Below are 18,927 nucleotides of genomic sequence, written 5' to 3'. Positions count from 1 at the left end.
GGAGCTTTTTAAAATGGAAACTCCCGGAAATTTCAAGCTGACACAAAAAACTCTCAGTAATTGTGCTCTTATCCCTATTTACAAAGAAAAACAGTTGGTACTGACTATTTATTTAACGGCAAAAAAACAAGTACCTTCCACCATTTTAATGGAAGGTACTTGTTTTTTTCTTGTGTCTCACCCTCAGTATTTAGTTTACAGGATGATAGTCTGCTTTTTGTTATACCAGTAATGTATAAAGAGAAGGATTGTCTTGCAAATTGATATAGTTCGAATCAAACTCAGCGAGATTATCCAACAACTGCAGCAGCTCCTCTTTCTTTTTCAACAAGATGCCGATTACCACCGGGCCAGTCCCCCGATTGACCTTTTTGGTGTACTCAAAACGGGTGATGTCGTCATTTGGTCCTAACACTTCTGATACAAATTCTTTCAATGCACCGGGGCGCTGAGGAAAGTTCACCACAAAATAGTGTTGCAATCCTTGGTAAACCAGCGAACGTTCTTCAATCTCTGCCATCCGACTAATGTCATTATTGCCACCAGAAATGACACAGATGACTGTCTTGCCTTTGATTTCATCAGCTACCACTTCCAACGCTGCAACACTGAGGGCCCCGGCTGGTTCACAAACAATAGCCTGCTTTGTGTAAAGCTCCAAAATGGTGGAACAAACGAGCCCTTCATCCACAGAAACCAGCTCATCCACATAGGCTTGAGCGTGGGCATAGGTTAATTCGCCGACTTCTTTTACAGCAGCACCGTCTACAAATTTTTCAACCTGCTCCAACATCACAGGTCCCTGATTATCAAATGCTGCCCGCATAGACATTGCACCAGTGGGTTCGACACCAACTACTTTGGTCGCCGGGCTGATGCCCTTGACATAGGCGCCAACCCCACTGATTAGACCGCCGCCGCCAATTGCAGCCAAAACATACTCCGGTTGATAGCCTTCTGCCTGTGCATCTGCCATCATCTCCAAGGCCAGTGTTCCTTGACCGGCGATGATGTCCGGATCGTTGAAAGGATCGATGAAGCTCATATCCTTTTCTTTGGCAAATTCGCGAGCAGCTTCAGCCGAACGATCGAAGGTATCACCAACCAATTGGATTTCAACTTGCTTGCCACCAAAAAAACGAACTTGCGAAATTTTCTGTTGGGGTGTTGTTGTCGGCATAAAAATCACCGCAGGGACACCAATTTCTTGGCAAGTATAAGCCACTCCCTGAGCATGGTTTCCCGCACTGGCACAAACCACCCCTTGCGTCAGTTTTTCTTTCGGTAGCTGGCGAATTGCATAATAGGCCCCTCGTAGCTTAAACGATCGCACCGTCTGAAGATCTTCTCGCTTTAAAAGGATTGTTGCCCCGTATTTTTCCGATAAATAGCGGTCATATTGCAGTGGTGTGCGGCTGACTGCATTTTTCAACAGCTGGTAAGCCTGTCGCACCTCATGGTCGGTTACTAACGCCACTTTCATCGCCCCCGATTACTTAAAATTAGTCTTTCTTGTTTACAAATGGCATCATTTTACGCAGCTCATCGCCGACTTGTTCAATCTGATGACCGGCAGCTTCAGCCCGCATCTTTTTGAATTCCGGGAAGCCAGCTTTGTTGTCGTTAATGAAACCTTCTGCAAATTTTCCATTTTGGATATCCGTCAAAACATCCTTCATCCCGGCTTTGGCAACATCTGTAATTACCCGTGGGCCAGATACATAATCACCATACTCCGCCGTATTGGAGATGGAGTTACGCATTTTTCCAAAGCCGCCTTCGTAGATCAGGTCAATGATCAACTTCAACTCATGACAAACTTCAAAGTAAGCCAACTCCGGCTGATAGCCGGCTTCTACCAACGTTTCAAACCCAGCTTCAATCATGGAAGTCAACCCACCACACAGTACTGCTTGTTCACCAAACAGGTCGGTTTCAGTTTCTTCTTTAAAAGTAGTTTCCAATACCCCAACTCGTGTTGCCCCGATTCCTTTTGCGTAGGACAACGCAATATCAGTGGCATTGCCCGTCGCATCTTGATGGACGGCAAACAATGCCGGTACTGCAAACCCTTCAGTAAACGTCCGGCGAACCAAGTGTCCTGGTCCTTTTGGTGCTGCCAGGAAGACATCCACGTCTTTTGGTGGGGTGATAACACTATAATGGATATTGAAACCATGACCGAATGCCAACGCATTGCCGGCCTCTAGATTTGCCGCAATTTCATTTTTATAAAGATCCCCTTGAACCTCATCTGGAGCCAAAATCATGACAACATCTGCTTCTTTGGCAGCTTCTGAAACAGGTTTCACATCAAAGCCGTCTTCTTTAGCAGCAGCTGCTGATTTTCCTTCACGGATCCCGATGATTACATTATGGCCGGTATCACGCAAATTCTGTGCATGAGCATGACCTTGTGAGCCGTAACCGATGATTGCGATTGTTTTTCCTGCCAGTGCATCTTCTTGAACTGAATCTTCATAATATACTTTTACCATGTATGTTTCCCTCCAAATATTTGTTTTCATCTATCAACAGCCGGACGACGTATCGCCGGTCTATCAACCCCTAGTAAACCCGGTTACCCCGGTGCGACTCAATTGTTTAATGCCGTATGGTTTCAAAATATCAATACACGCGTCGATTTTATCTTGCGTTCCCGCCACTTGGATCACAATATTTTTGATACCTACATCCACGATATCCGCTCGAAAGGGATCGATTACTGCCTTGATCTCAGAACGAATGGCTACCGGAGCGTTGACCTTTACTAAAGCCAGTTCACGTTCCAGATGAGGCTCATCGGTAATATCCCTGACCTTCAAAACCGCCACCTGTTTGTTTAACTGCTTAGTCACTTGTTCTACGTCAGCCGGCGTTTCGGCATTGATCATGATGGTCATCCGAGAGAGGCCCTCTGTTTCTGTGGGCCCGACTGAAATACTATCAATATTCACTTGCCGTCTATTCATAACCGCGGTAATCCGACTCAACACTCCCACATGGTCTTGTACTACCATAGAAATCATCCGTTTCATCTAATCCACCCCAATCATCTGATTATTCGGCTGGCCAGCCGGAACCATAGGCAGCACATGTTCGGTTTTGGAAACTGCCACTTCGATTAGAACTGAGCCAGAAATTGAGAAAGCTTCTTGGAGTTGTTCTTCTAGAAGTCCCGGTTCTTGGATGCGTACACCTTTGATTCCATAGGCTTCTGCCATCTTCATGAAATCCGGTTGGGTGTGAAACACAGATTTGGAACGGCGATTATTGAAAAACTGTTCTTGCCATTGCCGTACCATCCCCAAAGAACTATTGTTTAAAAGAATAAATTTGATAGCCAATCCATGTTCATTCAAAATTGCCAGTTCTTGATTGGTCATCTGAAACCCGCCATCGCCGACAAAACAAACGACCTCTTTATCCGGATTGCCAAATTTTGCACCGACAGCAGCCGGTATACCGTATCCCATCGTCCCTAAACCACCGGAAGTAATCAGCTGTTTTGCAAAACGAAAAGGATAAAATTGTGCCGCCCACATTTGATGCTGACCCACATCTGTCACGACGATTGCGTTGCCATTGGTCAGTTTCCCGATAATTTCAATAACCTTTTGTGGTTTGATCTCTTCTTGGGTCTCACGATCATAGGAAAAAGGCTTATCTACCTTTCGTTGCTTACACAATTCTCGCCATGCTTTTCCATTAGGGATTCCCGTCTTGATCTCCAACATTTTTTCCAAGCAGATTTTCGCATCAGCGACGATAGGAATGTCCGTAGCGATGATTTTCCCGATTTCTGCTGGATCAATGTCGATGTGGGCAATGATTGCTTCGGGTGCAAAATCTTGTGGCGAAGTCGCCAGTCGATCATCGAAACGACAGCCGACATTGATCAAAAGATCACATTCAGTCAGAGCCATGTTAGCAGCATAGGAGCCATGCATCCCCCCCATTCCCAAAAACAACGGATGATCCACCGGAATAATTCCTAGACCTAATAGACTGGAAACCACCGGAATTTCGTATTTTTCTGCAAATGTCTTCGCTTCTTGCTGAGCTTTTGCCCCAATCACCCCGCCCCCTAGAAGCAACACGGGTTTGCGACTTTGCTCCAACACATTCATCAGTTTTTGAATTTGCAAGACAGACGGCATTGTATTTGGCTGATAGCTGGGAATGTGGAGCTCACAGGCAACCTCGACAGTCGTCTGTTGAATCGTCATATCTTTTGGCAGATCAATCACCACCGGCCCAGGCCGTCCTGTTGTGGCGATATGAAAAGCTTCTTGCACAATTCGTGGCAAGTCGTTGATATCTCGGACCTGATAACTATTTTTTGTAATCGGAACAGTGATTCCTAAAATATCTGCTTCTTGAAACGCATCTTTACCGATTCCGTCAGTGGTGACTTGCCCTGTAAACACAATCAGTGGCGTTGAGTCACTGTTGGCATCGGCAATCCCTGTTACCGCATTGGTTGCTCCAGGACCACTAGTTACGATTACCACACCTGGTTTTCCAGTTGATTTGGCATAGCCCTGTGCGGCATGTACTGCGCCTTGTTCATGTCGAGTCAGGATATTTGGGATCTCTTCTTCATAAAGTTCATCATACAAGGGGAGCACCGCGCCTCCCGGATAGCCGAAAACCAACTCGACCTCTTGTGCCAACAAACATTCCAATAACAAGCGGGCACCTGATACCTGCTGCTTTTGATGGTCAACCTTCAAATTTTCCATACGCTCCCTCCTTACAAAACTGCGAACAGCTCTTGCCGGCTAAATCCCTTGCTGAGACTTTTGGTGTTCTTCCTTTAACACCTTATTCACAGTTTCACTTTTTACGCTGCTTATTTAAACCACTTATTTAGGCTACTCCTTTAAACGACTTCATTGTCTATTCTGGTAAACGCATCACACCACCAGTATGGGCGGAGGTAACCAGTGATGAATAACGGGCCAACCAGCCTTTTTTGACTTTCGTCTCAAATTTTGGCAATTGCTCACGCCGCTGGGCCATGACTGCTTCTGTCAGATCAACATTCAGACTTCGTTCATTCAAATCAATGGTGATGGTATCCCCATCTTTGACTAAAGCCAACGGTCCACCGGCGGCAGCTTCCGGTGAGATATGCCCAATTGCAATCCCCCGCGTAGCTCCGGAAAAACGTCCATCAGTAATCAAGGCGACATCTTTTCCTAAGCCACGGCCAACAATGCTGGAAGTGGGCGCCAGCATTTCCGGCATCCCAGGGCCCCCTTTAGGCCCTTCGTAACGAATTACCACCACATGCCCTGCCCGTACCCTATGATCATCAATCGCTGCAACAGCCTCGTCATGAGAACTAAAACAAATCGCTTCACCGGTAAAGACTTTGACGCTTGGATCGACACCGCCGACTTTAATCACGCTGCCTTCTGGTGCGATATTTCCATATAAGATTGACAGACCACCTACTGGACTATAAGGCGTCTCTTTTGGATGAATGACTTCCGGATTTACGATTGCAGCTTCTGCAACATTTTCTCTGATGGATTTTCCTGTAACAGTGATACGGTCTGGATGAATCGCGCCTTTTATAGAAACCAGTTCATTGATGATGGCTGAAACCCCTCCAGCTTCGTGAACATCATGCATCGAGTAGGCTGAAGACGGTGCGATTTTCGACAGGTAAGGGACTCGTTTGGCGATTTCATTGATATCTTCCAAACGGTAATCAATTTCTGCTTCATTTGCGATTGCCAAGGTGTGCAAGACCGTATTGGTGGAGCCACCCATGGCCATATCCAGTGCAAAGGCGTCGTCAATTGCTTCTTTTGTAACAATGTCTCTTGGCTTGATATCTTTAGCAACCATTTCCATCACCTGTTTGGCTGCTTGGCGAACCAAGTCCCGTCTCTCTGATGAAGTAGCCAAAATTGTTCCATTTCCAGGTAAAGCCAAACCCAACATCTCCATCAAACAGTTCATCGAATTGGCTGTGAACATCCCCGCACATGACCCACAGGATGGACAAGCGTTTTGTTCCATAAATCGAAACTCTTCTTCGGTCATGTTGCCTTCTTTGTACGTTCCTACCACTTCAAACATCGTAGACAATGTCGTTTGATGCCCTCGCAAATCGACACCGGCTTTCATAGGACCACCGGAGACAAAAACTGCCGGGACATTGGTACGTACGGCACTCATGATCATTCCCGGTGTGATTTTGTCACAGTTGGGAATATACAATACGCCGTCAAAACAATGGGCATTGATGACAGTTTCCGCTGAATCAGCGATGAGTTCTCGGCTAGGCAGTGAATAACGCATTCCCAAATGCCCCATGGCAATCCCATCATCTACACCAATCGTATTGAACTCGAAAGGAATCCCCCCGGCTTCCCTGATTGCCTCTTTTGCGACATCCGCCAACTCCCGCAAATGAACATGCCCCGGTACAATATCGATGTATGAATTGCAAATCGCAATAAAGGGTTTATTCATATCTTCGATGTTTTTAACCTGACCGGTTGCATATAACAAGCTACGAGCCGGTGCCGCATCGATTCCTTTTTTGATCTGATCACTTCTCATTTCCATTACTCCCCTCATTTGCTTACAAACGCCTAATAAAAAAAGTATCCCCGAATGAACTGGGATACTTGCCAGAATCCCATTCATAACGCAAATAGGACTCAAACATCGGGTTGTTGCCAGCCGTGTTTCAAGTCCTCTGATAAATGACTAAAATGACGATTTCTTGTCGTTTGTCATGTTTGCGCATCTGAATCGTCTCCTTTACTTTTTTGTAAGATTCGTTGTAAAACAATGATTTTTTTTACTATATCTTGATTCTTTGTGAATGTCAACGAATTTTCAGAATTTTTTATATCTTTTTGCAAATCAATCCAATTCTTTTCATCCCTGAATTTAGTATAGCACGAACGACACTTATGTAAAAATATAATGAGAATAATTAAAATTAAATGTTATATGCCTGTTTTCGATATCATTTAATACGTCTCCTACACCTCCTTATATCATCTCTGAATGCTCCAGAAAAGTAGTCCCAATACTTTCAGAGCAAAAAAAAAGAACCCTTCAAGGAACAAGGGTCCTTCAACACTGTCTTATTTAACAGCATCTTTGAGCGCTTTACCTGGTTTGAACGCAGGAATTTTGCTTGCAGGGATTTTGATTTCTTCGCCAGTTTGTGGGTTACGACCTTTACGTTCTGCACGAGAGCGTACTTCGAAGTTACCGAAACCGATCAATTGAACTTTTTCACCTTTAGCTAAAGCGTCTTGGATTGTTGAAAATACTGCTTCAACAGCTGCTGTCGCGTCTTTCTTAGTCAAGTCAGTCGCTTTTGCAACTTGTTCGATCAATTCTGCTTTGTTTGCCATGGATGATTCACCTCCTCAACACGGGTTTTGATGTTTGACCATCAAGTGCGAAAATTTGAGTGGTCCAAATTTTCGCCGAAAATATTGATTCCCATCAATATTCTGTTAATACGTTATCATAAGAATCGCGTAATATCAAGGATAACACCGATTTTGAAGGCTTAAATTCACCGTTTTCTCGTATTTTTTCAATTTATTCTGAGATCCTTCTGCTTTTCGACAAAAAAACGGTTTAAGGCAACTGCGTTCCTTTGACTAAAGTAATAAGCCCCGCTGTAATAGCCTCTACACGAGTTTTTAAGTTGCTGAGATAGAAATTGCTGAGCCCTTGTGAAAGAGCCTTTCCATCTTGGAGTGATGAATTTGCTCTCAAAGGACTTGATGCTTTTGAAATCAAAAATCGAGCCAACTACTGCTGACTCGACTCTTTAAAATTTATCCGCAAGTTATTTACGTCTTCGTGGAATAATTCGAATCGGTGTTCCCTCAAAGGTGAAGGCTTTACGAATCTGATTCTCAAGAAAGCGAGCGTAAGAGAAGTGCATCAGTTGCTCTTCATTGACGAAGATTACAAAAGTTGGTGGTTTAACCGCAACCTGGGTCGCATAAAAAATCTTCAGACGCTTGCCTTTGTCTGTTGGTGTCGGATTGATGGCTACCGCATCCATAATCACATCATTCAAAAGTGCTGATGGTACCCGCATATTTTGATTCATGCTGACCTCTTCAATCAAATCAGGCAGCTTATTTAAGCGCTGTTTGGTCACTGCAGAAACAAAGATGATGGGTGCATAATCCAGATATTGGAACTCATCTCGAATTTCAACTTCGAAGTCTCGCAGCGTATTGGTTTCTTTTTTCACTAGATCCCATTTATTCACAACGATAATAATCCCTTTACCAGCTTCGTGGGCATATCCAGCCACTCGCTTATCTTGCTCACGAATTCCTTCTTCGCCATTTAGGACCATCAAGACGACATCTGAGCGTTCAATCGCCCGCATTGCCCGCATCACACTGTATTTTTCAGTGGATTCGTAGACCTTGCCTCGCTTACGCATTCCCGCTGTATCAATCATGGTGAATTCTTGTCCAGAATCTGAAACAAAATGTGTGTCAATAGCATCCCGCGTGGTACCTTCTACCTCAGAAACAATGACTCGGTCTTCACCTAAAATTGCATTGATCAATGACGACTTCCCGACATTTGGACGACCAATCAGGCTAAACTTGATCACATTGTCGTCTTCATCTTCCACCTCAGTGGTAAAATGCTTGACTGCTTCATCGAGGACATCCCCAATTCCCAGACCATGACTGCCGGAAACTGGAAAAGGTTCCCCAAGACCTAAGGAATAAAACTCATAGATGTCCCCACGCATTTCTGGATTGTCGACTTTATTGACTGCTAAAATAACTGGCTTATTGCTCCGATACAGAATTCGGGCAACCATCTCATCTGCATCCGTTACGCCTTCACGACCACTGACGACAAAGACGATCACATCAGCTTCATCGATTGCAATCTCAGCTTGGTGTTTGATCTGATCCATAAAAGGCTCGTCACCTAGATCAATCCCCCCTGTATCGATAACGGAAAACTCTCTTCCTAGCCATTCTCCGGTTGCGTAGATTCGATCCCGAGTAACCCCTGGAGTATCCTCAACGATGGAGATACGTTCGCCGGCGATCCGGTTAAAAATCGTGGACTTACCGACATTTGGGCGTCCGACGATCGCAATTGTTGGATTTGCCATAGCGATCCCACCTTTCTTTTTTGATTAAATAAAAATAAGAGACGCATCGTCTCTTGGCTTAGCGACAACTATTTCCGACCTCTGTCAGTTTACCCAATCCAGAAGAAAGTTGCAAGCTAAACCAGCGTTTGTTTCAAAAGACTTAAAAAGGTGCGGCTTTCCTTGTAAAATTTAAATCCCCCCTCTTTGGGATGCACAAAAAAAGCCGAGACACCATTTTACGTCTCGGCTTTTCAAATAGTCGCTTATTTATCTTCTTCAGTTGTTTCTGAATCGTTTTGCAAAGCAGCACCCAAAATATCTCCCATAGAAAAGCCGGTAGATTCTTCAGGCATCACATACTCGTCAACTTCTTCGACCTCTTCTTTAGCATCTGCTGGCTTTTCTTCCAAAGCTTTGATACTCAATGCGATTCGATGGTCTTGAGGATTCACTTCCAAAACCTTCACTTTCACTTCGTCCCCTTCATGTAGTACTTCATGAGGAGTCGCAATGTGTTTGTGGGAGATTTGCGAAATATGCACCAGACCTTCAACGCCTGGGAAAACTTCCACAAAGGCACCGAAGCTTGTCAAACGTTTCACAGTTCCTTCCAGAACTGTGCCAGGAGCAGCAACTTCTTCGATATTGTCCCAAGGTCCAGGCAGTGTATCTTTGATGGACAAGGAAATACGTTCACGATCTGCATCCACAGATAAAACAGCGACTTGCACTTTATCGCCGACTTTCAGCGCATCACTTGGTTTTGCAATGTGGCTGTGAGAAATTTCAGAAACATGGACCAAACCATCGATGCCCCCAAGATCTACAAAGGCGCCAAAATCAGTTAAGCGAGCCACAGTTCCTTCAATGATATCGCCTTCTTGGATAGAAGACAGCAATTCTTGTTTTTTGCCAGCTTTTTCAGCTTCGACTACCGCTTTGTGAGACAAGATCAGGCGATTTTCTGAAGGTTCAATTTCAACGATCTTGAACGCTAGTGTTTGCCCTTTGTAAGTTGAGAAATCAGCTACAAAATGATCTTCCACCATAGAAGCAGGGACGAATCCACGCACGCCCACATCTACTACCAAGCCGCCTTTCACCACATCGGTTACAGGGGCTTCAATGATATTGCCTGCTTGGAATTCTTTTTCGATGTCTTCCCAAACTTTCTTCGCGTCCAGACGACGTTTTGAAAGCAGGTAGCTACCGTTTTCTTTGTCTTTACCGATGGACGAGATGACGACCAGATCCAAGACATCCCCTATTTTAATAATTTCGTTGATGTCTTCGACGGGTAAAGTAGAAAGTTCTTTTGCAGGAACTACCCCTTCAACACCGGCCCCTTCGATACCGACGATGGCCTGTTTGTCTTCAACAGCCAATACTTCTCCTTTGACAACATCGCCGATTTTCACTTCACCGAAGCTTTCCAGAGCGTCTGCCATTGATTCAGTACCGTCTACTTGATTGTTCAATTCTGTCATGACTCATGTCCTCCTAACCAACACAATAATAGATAAAGCATATCTAGACTTCACTCTTAAGTTTAAAATAAAATTTGCGAAAAATAAAGCGATTTCTCTTATTTCTCTGTAATATTCTTGTTTTCATCGGGATATGCCCAGCAAAATCTCTCATTAAATAATCTTTCAACGAAATTTTCTTCACCCTTGAGAGATTTTCTCAGCAACCACATCTTTAATTGCTTGGACGACATCTGGGATACTCATTCCGGTCGTATCAATTCTAACCGCATCCTCGGCTTGTTTCAAAGGTGAAACGTCGCGGTTTGAATCCAGGAAATCCCGTTGCTGAATCTCTTCTTTGAGCGTCTCCAAATCTGTGGGAATCCCTTTTTCAAGATTTTCCTTATACCGACGTTCAGCCCGCTCTTTAACACTTGCAACCAAAAAGATTTTCACACGCGCATCCGGTAGAACAGCCGTTCCAATGTCACGTCCGTCCATCACGACTCCGCCATCAGCCGCAATCTTCTGCTGCTGATAAACCAGCTCTTCACGAACTTTTCCATGAGCAGAGACTTCAGAGACGTTATTAGTCACTTCGGTGGAACGAACAGCTGCGGTGACATCTTCGCCATCACAAAATACCAGTTGTCCATCCGGTGTTTGGCTGAAGGTAATCGGATACTTTTCGATCAACGCGACCAAACCCGCCTCGTCATCAAAAGCTACGCCGTGTTTGAGGGCCAAGTAAGTCACGCTGCGATACATGGCTCCTGTATCAGTATAAATAAAGCCGTAATCTTTGGCTAAGATTTTAGCCACCGTGCTTTTCCCCGATGATGCCGGACCATCGATTGCAATGTTGAATTTTTCCAATGCTTCTACTCCTCTTTTTGCCTGGGGATTTGTATCACGGGTTAACGTGAAAAGGCCCCTTTATTCTCAGGCTTGATCGTAACAAATCCGCCCTCAAACCCAACTCCCGCTGGCTGCGGCAATTTAGAAATGACTGCGATTTGCATAAGAAAAGGCCCACCGCTTTCACGATGAACCTCCAATTCTTAGCGAATGCGGAGTTCTTGCCCCGGATGCAACATGAAGTTGTTGGGGTCGATTCCGTTCAATTGATACAATGTTTCAACTGAGATACCTGCACGAGCGGCCACTTGATTAGGCCCTTCACCATCTCGTACTGTCACGGTATCACCTGCTTGGGTTTGCTGATCGGTTTGATTTTGATTCGTTTGGTCTTGCCCAGTTTGTCCTTGCTGAGCGGCGTTTTGATCTGCCGCGTTTTGCGTAGTGCCACCCTGGTTGTCGCCTGCTTGATTTTCCTCAGGGCTCACACTCGGCTCAGTGCTTTGAGGGGGATTTTGCTCTGCCACTTGTGACTCACTCGGTGCACTGCTACTTTCTACAGTGGAACTTTCCGTCGTAGAAGACTCTGATGTTGAGCTTTCTGCAGTTGAGCTTTCTGCTGTCGTACTGGAGATAGTCGTTGTTTCAGTCGTCGTACTTTCTGGAACAGCCGCCCGTTTATTGTCGTGGGTCACCAGCATATAAAAACCTACAAGCATGGCGATACACACGGCCAATAGTGCAACTAGAATAATCAAAAACATCTTGTTGCCGTTTTTACTGCGACGTTGTTGGGCCCGTGACCCTAAATCATCGCTGTCGGTGTCATAAATTGGCTGTTCCCATGGCTCTTGTGTGTCATTGTTTTGGTAATCATCTTTTTTACTCAATAGTCTGTCCTCCTGCAATCATTCGTTCGCTATTATACCACAGGATATCAGCAGGTGTCTTATAAAATCACAAGGGAATCTCTTCTTTAAATAATTTTAGTAAAATGCTCTGCCAACCTTCGACTGTATCTTGGTTGACACTGGTTTCCGAATTTTCAGAAGCAATTGTATCTGCCGGCAGATACAATTTTCCCTCATGAAAATCACAGCAACGCGCCGGAATCGCTATATTCGTTTCACCAAAATACCTCACCAAATACTCCCGCCGACAGCTAGTCGAAGCGACATAATCTAACATCGCTTGTAACCGCAGCTCTTTTTGAACTTCATTTGTCAGTAACTGTGCAGCAAGCTGACCAGGATCCGCTTGTTTTTCCAGGTGAAGCCATTTTTCCTGCAGCGGACTCAAGGCTTGCTGCCTTTTTCCCGACGACTCTTGTACTGCTAGAATACGTTCAAAGCCTTGCCGTTCTTCTTGTAATTTTTGTCGAAAATAGCGATGAACCTGTTCATCCCCGGGTTGATACAATAAAACAGCCGTCGCCGGTGCACCATCTCTTCCGGCACGACCACTTTCTTGCAAATAGTTTTCCGGACTGTCCGGTAGCTGATAATGAACGACAAAGCGCAGATTTTGTTTGTTGATCCCCATTCCAAAAGCATTGGTAGCGATCATGATTCGCAGTTTTCCCTTTAGAAACTGGTCTTGCAGCAACCGTCTTTGATCGCTGGCCAGACCGCCGTGATAATAACCAACAGAAAACTGCTCTTTTAGTACCTCATACAAATGCTCCACTTCAGTTCTGGTGACACAATAAATCAAACCGATACCCGACTGCTCACCTAAATAACTTTTCAACCACGCTTCTTTTTCTGCTGGCTGTTCAACAAAATAAGCGATATTCGGGCGATCCGCAGAATATTGAAAGACATTCGCCTCTTCCCCCAACAGTTGGCTGGCAATATCTTTGACCACCTCTTTTGTGGCAGTGGCCGTTAACGCTAAAACCGGCGGCTGTTGAAGTTCCTGAATAGTGTCTGGCAACAGACGGTATTCAGGTCGAAAATCGATGCCCCACTGAGACAAACAATGGGCTTCATCCACAACCAAAAATGCAATTTGTTGTCGTTTCAAGGCCTGAATTACCACTGTATTCTGCAACATTTCAGGACTGAGAAATAAAAATTTGTATTGCGACAATCGTGCCAGCAAAAAGTTTTTTTCTTCCCGTGAAAGTTGTGAATTCAATGCGATTGCCCGCTTTTCGCCACTTCTTTGCAACGAAGCCACCTGGTCTTCCATCAGGGCAATTAGTGGCGAAACAATTACCACCAATCCCTCTGATAAATAGCCCGGCAATTGGTAACAGAGGCTTTTTCCGGTTCCGGTGGGCAGAATCCCTAACGTATTTTTTCCTGACAGCAGGCTTTCGATGATCTCTCGTTGCCCCGGTCTGAACTCGTCATAGCCGAAATATTTTTTCAGTGCTAGATTCAAGAGCATAAGGATACCTCCTGCTTTGCTGCAATCTGATACAAAGCAAATGTCAGGTAATCTATCGCTTCTTTTTGAGCGATGTCCCCATAACGCCACGCCACCGGCTCGCCAGAAAGCTGCTGCAATATGTCCAGCGTGTGGTTATCAAAAAAACGAGAATAAGGAAACTCAGAATCTGACAGCGCCCACTCAATCAAATGATCGTTGATCGTGCCGGTTTTCAAATGCCGCTGAGCCATGACGTCTTCCATACTTGCTCCTGCTTGAAAAAGACGACGGCTGATTAAGGCACTTTGATTGGCGTCAGAAAAAGCAACCTGCTGATAAAGCTTATAACTGATAGTTTCAGGATGTGCTGCAACAGTCTTAATAAATAGCTGCTGTCGTGCCTTTATCGCTAACTCTTGCCACGGCTTTTCCAGTAAGCTCTGAGGCAGCAGTTGGTAATCGGCTTTTCCATCCATCTGATATCCGGTCAAACTTTGCGCCAATTCGTCAGCGATTCTCTCTGGCAATTCAGAAAAAAAGCAACTGAGTTCGTCATAAAGTGTTGCTCTTGCCGCAACCCCCTGACTGCGGATCAATTGCCTAACCGGTTCAGTGTATTTGGGGGCTGTTTCCAGGGGAACAAAATTTTTCGAGCGCCGGTACTCAGAGACTGCTTGGATCGCAAAACGAATTAAACGCCAGCCCTGTTCACCACTTTTATTGAAACGAAAATTGTCCAACGCATCTAAAACCGCCGCCTTTTCAAGTGACAAAGATGATTCGTCGGCTATTTTATGATAAAATCCCGTTGAGTCCTGTTCCAGACTACCGGTAGCCTCCAGCTGCTTCAAAATACCCTGGTAGGCTTCTTCTGAAAGTCTGGGGAACAGGCCCCAAAAAGGTAAAAGATCGTTTAAACACCCGTACACCAATACCGAACTGGTACGTCTACCAGTCAAAAGTTGATAAAGAGTGCTGCCTTTTAAAACAGATCTTTTTTCGAATATTCCTAAAATGAACTCATCCATCCGATATTACCTCCGAAAGCAGTGATCATAATGGAACCAATTTGCAAAATAAAACCGGAACTTTGTATCGCCTGCGGCCTTTGTGCTGTGTATGCTCCTGATATCTTTGACTATGATGAAGATGGGATCATTCTTTTTAAAGAAGAGCCCGAAGCTTCACAACAGTTTGTCCGTCCGTTAGAAGAAGCCGCCGTCAAACGGGCCGCGCAAAAATGTCCGGTGCGCGCCATCCTCATAGAAAATCTCTAGTGGCTATCAGTCAAGGCGCCCTTCAATTTAAGATACGCTGTTTTTTTAAGTGGCAGCTTGAAGCCTGGACACTTTCATAATTTTCCAGACTACATTTTATAAACTTTATAAAAAAATCCGGTACTGTGCTCAGCCGCCTCGACATCATTAGTTTCAATGGGTGTGCAGCTGTTGCTTTAGAACCGGATTTTTTAGTAATTTTGTGCTTATTTTTCTACTTGAGGTTCACAGCACATGCGGTACACGGTTTCACTGTAAATTTCCATCACTTTGTACAAACTGCTAAGCGCCCACTGTTCATTTGCTTGATGAACATAGTCTGGCGTATCACTGAACATAGCGCCAAACGCGACACAGTTGTTCATCGCCCGTGCAAAAGTTGCGCCGCCATTTACAAAGGGTTCCGTCATATCACCGGTTAACTCTCGATATGTCGCTAGTAATGTCTGGATCAAGGGACTGTCCAATGGAACATACAGCGGTGCCAAATAATCGTGTTCAGTATACGTAAAACCATACTCGGCAGCTGTTTTGGTTAGAGCTGCAACCAGGACATCTTTTTCCAAAGTCACTGGATAGCGCAGATCCAATCCGATTTTCGACTGAGCTTCAGTGATCTCTAGCGTGGCAACATTCATTGTCATCATTCCCGACACATCATCTGAAAACTTCCCGACAAAGCTGGTTCCGGTGGCATCTTCTCCGATGACGTCGCCGACTAATTTGATGGCAGTAGAGGTGTCTACTGCCGCCAGCGCTTTTGCCAAACGAACGATGGCATTGGTGCCTTTTGGAGCCTCTTTGGAGTGGACACTTTTACCTAAAACGGTGAGCTGATCCTCCTTTTGCTCAAAAGAATAACCCAATCTTGTAAGCTCTTGCGCAGTTTTTTCTGCTAATATTCCCTGATATTCAGCGTGATCTGGAACCACATTCATCGCTCCACCAGCCGAAAGCTGAACCGTATCTGAGCCAGGACCGGTCAGGTAAACCTGCAACAGTCCTTTTTCAGCAAAGATTAGCGGAAATTTTGAATCTGGAGCAAAGCCGGCAGTAATCATTTCTTCTTTTTCGTTGTAGCGGTTGATACAGCGCCACAAGTTCTCTTCGTCCGTGCCAAAGATAAAGCGGACCCGTTGATTAAATGTCACACCGGCATCCATCAATGCTTTAACAGCGAACAATGCGGCGATTGTCGGCCCTTTGTCATCTTGTGTCCCACGAGCAATGATTGCGCCATTTTTGATTTCTGGTGTAAATGGTTCTGTCAGCCAGCCATCTTGTCCGACTGCCGGCACAACATCCAAGTGGCACAAAATTCCAAACAACTCCGACCCTTCACCGATTTCTGCGTAACCATAATACCCTTCTGGATCTTGAAACGTTCGTAACCCCAAGGTCTCACACAATGCCAGTGTAGTAGTTAATGCTTCTAAACACCCACGACCAAAGGGCTGCCCCGGTGCTGTGTCTGTCTCGTCTAATACCGAGGGAATCGCAGCAATTTCCAACAAAGCAGCTACCGCTTGTTCCTGATGTTCTTTTTTAATAAATGTCATAAGTCTTATCTCCGTCATATTTAATTTTCAGTCAGCTTTTATTACAGACAATAAAAGCGCAACTCGCATCATTATGTTAGCTGAGTTTTCTTTTTTTGTCCACCTCACCCCCACCCTCCAACCGGGAATATTATTTCAGAAAATCGTTATCTCTTTATTTCTTTGATAGCTGGTGTCGAAACTCAAAGAAGGTCATTCCTGGTAGTGAATGAGTCAGCATTTGAAATTTTTAACACTAAAAAGACAAGCCCCCTCCCCTGTTTTTTGATGGAAGTGACTTGTCTTTTCGTGTGACTCAGATTTGCTATTGTTCGCATTTAAGCCGGTAATGCCGCGATTATCCCCGACTCTTGGCGTGCAATTAGATTGCCCGTTGTTGACGTTCTCGTTGTTTTTTGGAAAGCCATGGCAATAGTTTCGTGTAGATAACTAGGAAGACACCACTGACGATGATTCCTTTGATTAAGTTAAAAGGAACGACTCCAACTGCGATGTAGCGGCCCAGCGTTGTTTTCAACATCATATCGGCTGTTACGCCGTAAAAACTCAAGTAAAGCGGTGTAATCACAAAATAGTTGGCAATACTCATAAAGAGTGTCATGGCCCCGATACCCGTAGCAATACCCAATACTTTGTTTTTAAGATTGGCAGCGCCGTTTTTGAAGAAGTAATACATCGGCAGGGTAAAGATAGTGGTAGCCATGAAGCTGGCCACATCCCCAACGATATTGGTCGGCTCCAATCCGCTGGTTAGCAGATGAATCGCTGAGCGGATAAAAGCAGTCATAATTCCAGCACCGGGACCAAAGATAAACATACTCATCAGTACAGGCGTATCACTGAAATCCACTTTCATAAAGGCGAAAGCTGGGATCAGTGGAAATGACAAGTACTGTAATACGACCCCGATTGCGGCAAACATTGCGACTCCGATCATTTTTTGAACTTTGGTATTCTTCATTTTGAAATCCTCTCCTCTGGTGTCAGGAAACAGTTGTCTATTTCCTCGTTAGTGGTAAAGGATCCATCTTCAAACGAACCTCTTTGCTGCCTTAGTCAGATTCCGCGGAACTCTGTCACCATTTGCTGTCGCAATAAAAAATCGACGGCAAAAGAAAAACCCTGCTTTCCAGGGGAAAACAGAGTTAGAGTCATCTGGCATAGTGCGCACAAATAAGCCCTATCTTCTTTATCCAGACTGTACTGTCGGTATCGGAATTGCACCGATTCAGCCGCCGCAGTGCGACGGTTCGTGGACTATACCACCGGTCGGGAATTTCACCCTGCCCCTGAAGACGAACCTTTATTAAGTTTTACAGGTTTATTATACAGGAACTGGCATCTATTGCAAGTCTTTGATTCTTATTACTTGGATTGACTTAATAAAGACGCCACTTCTTTTTTATTCAGCTGCCGGAATTCTCCCGGGCGCAAGCCTGCTAACGTCAAGTCACCATATTTTTCCCGTTTCAATTTCTGAACTGGCAAGCCCACCGCCTGAAACATATTTTTAACTTGATGATTACGTCCTTCGTGAATCGTCAAAGCAACAATACTGTTTTGTGCTTTCAAGTCAGTTGACAGAATTTCATAACGAGCCGGTGCCACGCGATGGCCATCGATGCGCATGCCTTTTGTCAGTGGATACAGGTTTTTCTGATCCGCCACACCTTTGAGCTTAGCAACATAAACCTTATCTACCTCATGCTTCGGATGAGTCAATCGTTGGGCGAACTCACCATCATTTGTCAACAACAATAAGCCAGAGGTGTCATAGTCCAACCGTCCTACTGGATAGATTCGTTCCGGCACATCAGTGAAATAATCCACTACGACTTTGCGGCCCTTGTCATCAGAAACTGCCGAAATCACACCGCGGGGTTTGTAAAATACGAAATACACCGGTTCTTCTTGATAGATTGGCACATCATCCACTTCAACACGGTCCTTACTGCTGACTTTGACACCTAATTCTCTAATCAGCTCGCCATTGACCTTGACCCGCCCATTCAAAATCAGCTCCTCTGCTTTTCGTCTTGAAGCGATGCCGGCATGAGCAATCACCTTTTGTAATCTTTCCATCTATTTTTCCTCATTTCCTGACAAAGAAGTAAATCCTGTCAATTCGTCGTCTTCTATTTCTGCTAAAGATTCCGTTAGAATTGCTTCATCGTTTCGCGACGGATCATCCCTTTTTAATTCCTCAATTTCACTTTTCTTTTGTGCCTGCTGCTCCTGATAAACGTTTGAAGCAA

The 18,927-nt window shown here is 44.8% G+C and carries 16 protein-coding genes and 1 riboswitch; of the genes, 1 reads left to right on the top strand and 15 read right to left on the bottom strand.

Translation table 11 applies throughout. The features are described 5' to 3' along the window. Nucleotides 1–220: 220 nt before the first annotated feature. The 12 genes from ilvA to BAU14_RS12770 all read right to left on the bottom strand — a co-directional run bounded on the left by ilvA (nt 221) and on the right by BAU14_RS12770 (nt 14,864). Entirely contained in the window at nt 221–1,483 is a 1,263-nt protein-coding gene (gene ilvA, locus BAU14_RS12825; RefSeq protein ID WP_420022092.1) for a threonine ammonia-lyase IlvA, read from the bottom strand. Nucleotides 1,484–1,502: 19 nt separating this feature from the next. After that, nucleotides 1,503–2,498 carry a ketol-acid reductoisomerase gene (ilvC, locus tag BAU14_RS12820; protein ID WP_161900502.1) on the bottom strand — a complete coding sequence of 332 codons (996 nt, stop codon included), beginning with the start codon at nt 2,496–2,498 and terminating at the stop codon, nt 1,503–1,505. A gap of 63 nt (nt 2,499–2,561) precedes the next feature. After that, nucleotides 2,562–3,038 (bottom strand): acetolactate synthase small subunit, encoded by a 477-nt coding sequence (gene ilvN / locus BAU14_RS12815; RefSeq protein ID WP_161900501.1) that lies wholly within the window; start codon nt 3,036–3,038, stop codon nt 2,562–2,564. After that, nucleotides 3,039–4,745 (bottom strand): biosynthetic-type acetolactate synthase large subunit, encoded by a 1,707-nt coding sequence (gene ilvB, locus BAU14_RS12810; RefSeq protein ID WP_161900500.1) that lies wholly within the window; start codon nt 4,743–4,745, stop codon nt 3,039–3,041. It lies immediately after the preceding gene. A 157-nt stretch (nt 4,746–4,902) separates the two neighbouring features. After that, entirely contained in the window at nt 4,903–6,582 is a 1,680-nt protein-coding gene (ilvD, locus tag BAU14_RS12805) for a dihydroxy-acid dehydratase (protein WP_161900560.1), read from the bottom strand. Between the two features lie 536 nt (nt 6,583–7,118). After that, nucleotides 7,119–7,394 (bottom strand): HU family DNA-binding protein, encoded by a 276-nt coding sequence (locus tag BAU14_RS12800; RefSeq protein WP_161900499.1) that lies wholly within the window; start codon nt 7,392–7,394, stop codon nt 7,119–7,121. Nucleotides 7,395–7,840: 446 nt separating this feature from the next. After that, a complete protein-coding gene (gene der / locus BAU14_RS12795) occupies nt 7,841–9,151 on the bottom strand; it encodes a ribosome biogenesis GTPase Der (RefSeq protein ID WP_161900498.1) in 1,311 nt (436 codons plus the stop codon). Between the two features lie 245 nt (nt 9,152–9,396). Then, nucleotides 9,397–10,620, bottom strand: a complete 1,224-nt coding sequence (rpsA, locus tag BAU14_RS12790) for a 30S ribosomal protein S1 (protein WP_161900497.1) — start codon at nt 10,618–10,620, stop codon at nt 9,397–9,399. Between the two features lie 180 nt (nt 10,621–10,800). Then, entirely contained in the window at nt 10,801–11,478 is a 678-nt protein-coding gene (gene cmk, locus BAU14_RS12785; protein ID WP_161900496.1) for a (d)CMP kinase, read from the bottom strand. Between the two features lie 185 nt (nt 11,479–11,663). Further along, a complete protein-coding gene (locus BAU14_RS12780; RefSeq protein ID WP_161900495.1) occupies nt 11,664–12,350 on the bottom strand; it encodes a LysM peptidoglycan-binding domain-containing protein in 687 nt (228 codons plus the stop codon). Between the two features lie 67 nt (nt 12,351–12,417). Next, on the bottom strand, nt 12,418–13,854 hold the full coding sequence (locus tag BAU14_RS12775; protein ID WP_161900494.1) for a RecQ family ATP-dependent DNA helicase: 1,437 nt from the start codon (nt 13,852–13,854) through the stop codon (nt 12,418–12,420). Further along, nucleotides 13,845–14,864: a helix-turn-helix domain-containing protein gene (locus BAU14_RS12770; RefSeq protein WP_161900493.1), complete on the bottom strand. Its 1,020-nt coding sequence runs from the start codon at nt 14,862–14,864 to the stop codon at nt 13,845–13,847. Before BAU14_RS12770 ends, BAU14_RS12775 begins: the two co-directional genes overlap by 10 nt. 30 nt (nt 14,865–14,894) lie before the next feature. Between BAU14_RS12770 and BAU14_RS12765 the strand changes: the two genes are divergently transcribed. Next, the gene (locus tag BAU14_RS12765; protein WP_161900492.1) at nt 14,895–15,113 is read left to right on the top strand and encodes a ferredoxin; all 219 of its coding nucleotides are present in this window, start codon (nt 14,895–14,897) and stop codon (nt 15,111–15,113) included. Nucleotides 15,114–15,319: 206 nt separating this feature from the next. On the opposite strand, the gene BAU14_RS12760 is transcribed toward BAU14_RS12765, so the two are convergent. The 3 genes from BAU14_RS12760 to BAU14_RS12750 form a co-directional block, all read right to left on the bottom strand. Further along, entirely contained in the window at nt 15,320–16,672 is a 1,353-nt protein-coding gene (locus BAU14_RS12760; RefSeq protein ID WP_161900491.1) for a M20 family metallopeptidase, read from the bottom strand. 361 nt (nt 16,673–17,033) lie between these two features. Next, entirely contained in the window at nt 17,034–17,633 is a 600-nt protein-coding gene (locus tag BAU14_RS12755; protein WP_161900490.1) for an ECF transporter S component, read from the bottom strand. 217 nt (nt 17,634–17,850) lie between these two features. Beyond that, a riboswitch (FMN riboswitch) is annotated at nt 17,851–17,973 on the bottom strand. Nucleotides 17,974–18,037: 64 nt separating this feature from the next. Continuing rightward, nucleotides 18,038–18,754, bottom strand: a complete 717-nt coding sequence (locus tag BAU14_RS12750; RefSeq protein ID WP_161900489.1) for a pseudouridine synthase — start codon at nt 18,752–18,754, stop codon at nt 18,038–18,040. Nucleotides 18,755–18,927 lie beyond the last annotated feature (173 nt).

It is taken from the genome of Candidatus Enterococcus leclercqii (genome assembly GCF_009933135.1).
Taxonomy (GTDB): domain Bacteria; phylum Bacillota; class Bacilli; order Lactobacillales; family Enterococcaceae; genus Enterococcus_C; species Enterococcus_C leclercqii.
This window is presented reverse-complemented; position numbering and strand designations above follow the sequence as displayed.